The sequence below is a fragment of the Methanosaeta sp. UBA356 genome, assembly GCF_002496465.1.
Lineage (GTDB): Archaea > Halobacteriota > Methanosarcinia > Methanotrichales > Methanotrichaceae > Methanothrix > Methanothrix soehngenii.
Genome location: NZ_DAKC01000080.1, coordinates 1 through 3,262, shown reverse-complemented (window position 1 = coordinate 3,262; position 3,262 = coordinate 1). Strand labels below are relative to the sequence as shown.

Below are 3,262 nucleotides of genomic sequence, written 5' to 3'. Positions count from 1 at the left end.
GGGTTATCATCTGTAGTTCATTGCCTGTGTCCCGAAGAGCTTCGCATACTCACCCTTCAAAGGCAACAGCTCCTCATGAGTGCCCTTCTCTGCGATATGTCCATCATTCAGAAGATATATGCAATCCGCCATCCTGACGGTGGACAACCTGTGGCCTATGACGATGGCCGTTTTTCCTTTTGCAAGCTCCCTGAACTTGGCGAACACCTCCGCCTCGGCTTTGGGATCGAGGGAGCTGGTGGGCTCGTCCATAATTATAATCTGGGAATCCCGGATGAACGCCCTGGCCAAAGCCACCTTCTGCCACTCTCCTATGCTCAGATCCGTGCCGTTATCGAACCATTTTCCTAAGGTAGTCTCGTAACCAGCCTCAAGCCGCTTTAGAATCCTATCCACGCCAGAATCCCTCGCGGCCTTGGCTACCTTGCCCATGTCCAGAGGCCGGTCGGCACTGCCCAGCCATATGTTCTCGGCCAGGCTGAGATTATACTGAGCATAATACTGGAAGAGCACGCTTTTCTCGCATCTGAGATCTGAAAACCTCATGCTCTGCAAAATGAACTGTCAGGTCTGCGGATTATACATGCTCATAGGGACTGGATATTGATCCTCTGCGACAAGACGACCAGATCATATCCATTGATGCAACTACGTTATCCTCGCGTGTGCATTCTTCAGGTCCTTGAGGGGTGTGGAGGGAGGTGCGGCAGGGGAACTCCGGGGAGGCCTTGGCGGTCGGCAAAATTTTGTGCAAATCGTAAATTCTTTTTACAGAAGGAGGATAAATAGACGTTAATTTCTCAATCGGGCAGTTAATTGAAGTCTGATTTAGTCCAGGTTTTACATCGCGATATGCGAGGTTTTATATGAAAATGTAAAAACTTCCAAAGAGTACCGATCTTCTAATGGTGCTATCAGCCCTTGCCTAACCGCAGTTAATCATAATCTGTGATATATATGGCATTTTAGGCAGAACTCAGGCGTAATATTGGTATGATTTATATACGTTGAGCATAACAACGTCAAATGCCGTGATATATATCGGCAGAGTGGGGTGCGGGGCAGTGAGAGCTTTGCACTTGGGGTAATTGATTTTTCAGTCGCCCTGCGGGTGTGTACTGAAAACGGAGGCATTTAAATGAAAGAAAGAATTGGGCGAGTGGGAGCGAGAGGAACTGGCAATAAACCGCCGAAATTCGCAGTAAGAGCCAGATTTGCTCTTGTCATGATTGCGCTGGTCATCCTTTGCGTTTCTGCTGTGGCGCAGGAGATGATTGCTGAAGATTGGTATAAAAAAGGCCAAGAGCTAGAGAGAAAAGGATCTTATGAAGAGGCCGTTAAAGCATATGATAAAGCCATCGAACTGAATCCAAAGGATATAATGGTTTGGCTCTCGAAAGGCATTATTTTAAGCGGCTTGGAACAGCATAATGAATCCATAGAAGCTTATGAGACCGCCATTGAAATCGATCCCAAGAGCATTCAGGCTTGGGGTACAATGGCAGATGAGTTATATCACTTAGGCAGATACAACGAATCTCTCAATGCATACAATAGAGTTCTTCAAATGGATCCCCATATGGCTAGAGCTTGGGTAGAGAAGGGCGATATTCTGAATAAAACAGGTAGGCACGAGGAGGCTATCAAGGCCTTCAATAAAGCTCTGGAGATCTATGATAACACTATCCAGGAAAACCCCGAGGACATCATAGCTTGGCAGGGAAAAGGCATTACTCTCGAAAAGATGGGCAGATACGAAGAGGCGATAAAATCTTATGATAAGGTTATTGAGATGTCTTCACCTGATTACGCTCTCGGCGCTTGGACTGCTAAGGGCGATATATTCAAGGCCATAGGCAAGTACGAGGAATCAATTAAGGCCTACAATAAGGTCATAGAAATAGCTCCAAAAGAAGCTTCTTATGCATGGGAAGGCAAAGGCCTTGCACTGGAGGCTTTAGGTCGAAATTCTGAAGCAAATGCAGCCTTCTCGGAGGCAAAGATGCTTATGCATCGGTAGTGAATCAATTATGGGTTGAAATTTAGATCTGCCGCTGAAGTTCGCTTAACTGGATACCGATCTTCTCATGATGTCTTCCTCGGAACATATTTATGAGATCGTTAACAACAGGCACATTCTGAAAACCATACCCTATTTCTGGATCACTAACTATGCATCAGAGCTAATTTTTTTATTTTTCTGATGTTAGTGATGAACGATTGCTGAAATTATTAGCAGAGATAGTCAAAAAATGATGAAAGGAGGATTTCCCTCCTTTCGATTTAGATACATCCTTCCTGGCGGACGCTAGGCCAGGAAGGTAAGGTGCACGGCACACCATAGGAGTATGCGTGCGTTCTAGCATACCAACAGGCTTCACCTGTTGTGCTAAATCCATTTCCATAGCCTTCGCAACTGCCTTCGGCTAGGCGACACCAGCAATTTGCCATTCCTTTTTCACCTCCGTTTATTTATTCACCTGTCGTAGTATGGCGCCATCTTGGTGACAATGAATGGAAACTCCTCAGTCACGTCCACTCTAACGAAATATTTCTCCATGATACCAGTCTCTCTGTTAGTGAAAGAGAATACCACTGATATTATCTTGCGACTATCGCTTAATCTGGAGGGAATGGCTTCTGCCGAAGTTAGTGAAAAGCTATTTTCAAGCTTTTCTGCAGCCGTAGAATATATGGCGAGATAGCGTACAGCTAGGTAGTTGAGTGCCCGATGTTTTTCTGTGGATCCAGTGTTATCTGCTATCTGCATCATCCTTCGGAACAGTTCTAACGCAGCAGCTTTGAATTTCTCATCGGCGACCAGTTCTGGATGGATAGACTTCATGAAGTTGTTGTATTCAAGGGAATAGAGATGATCAACAAGTACCATGGGCACTTCTTGCCCGCACATCTCTGGAGGAGCTACCGGGCCTTTACGACCTACTACCACCTGTCTATCCAGGGAGCATGCAGATGGTCGGATGGCATCCAATAAGATATCGAGATCTTCAGGGCCTGTGGGTAGCAGAATGTAAATCGGCACTCCTTCCTTGGTGAGAATCCAGGAAAGCTTTCGTGCTAGATACCTGTTTTCGGGCTGCGACAGAACAGAGTAGAAGGCCTGCTGATGCTCAAAATTAGCAGACTTCGATCTTTCGAGGATCTGAACGTACCCTTTTTCTATCGATCGATTAGGGAAACGAGCTTCAATCTGTCCCAGAACATAGACATATGGGAGGGATTTCAAACCGCAAGTTCCCTT

At 45.9% G+C, this 3,262-nt stretch carries 3 protein-coding genes; 1 reads left to right on the top strand and 2 read right to left on the bottom strand.

From position 1 onward, the window contains the following. Positions 1-6: 6 nt before the first annotated feature. Positions 7-546, bottom strand: coding sequence for an ATP-binding cassette domain-containing protein (locus BP727_RS06880; protein ID WP_286858012.1), 540 nt, complete (start codon positions 544-546; stop codon positions 7-9). A gap of 592 nt (positions 547-1,138) precedes the next feature. On the opposite strand from BP727_RS06880, the gene BP727_RS06875 reads away from it, so the two are divergent. Beyond that, on the top strand, positions 1,139-2,020 hold the full coding sequence (locus tag BP727_RS06875; protein ID WP_013720754.1) for a tetratricopeptide repeat protein: 882 nt from the start codon (positions 1,139-1,141) through the stop codon (positions 2,018-2,020). Between the two features lie 456 nt (positions 2,021-2,476). On the opposite strand, the gene BP727_RS06870 is transcribed toward BP727_RS06875, so the two are convergent. Further along, positions 2,477-3,262 (bottom strand): hypothetical protein (locus BP727_RS06870; protein WP_286858010.1); only part of this gene is annotated, 786 nt, incomplete at its 5' end.

Bases quoted from the DNA above. Each gene is read 5' to 3' on its own strand.
- BP727_RS06880 (WP_286858012.1), bottom strand. From the start codon at position 546: ATGAGGTTTTCAGATCTCAGATGCGAGAAAAGCGTGCTCTTCCAGTAT.
- BP727_RS06875 (WP_013720754.1), top strand. From the start codon at position 1,139: ATGAAAGAAAGAATTGGGCGAGTGGGAGCGAGAGGAACTGGCAATAAA.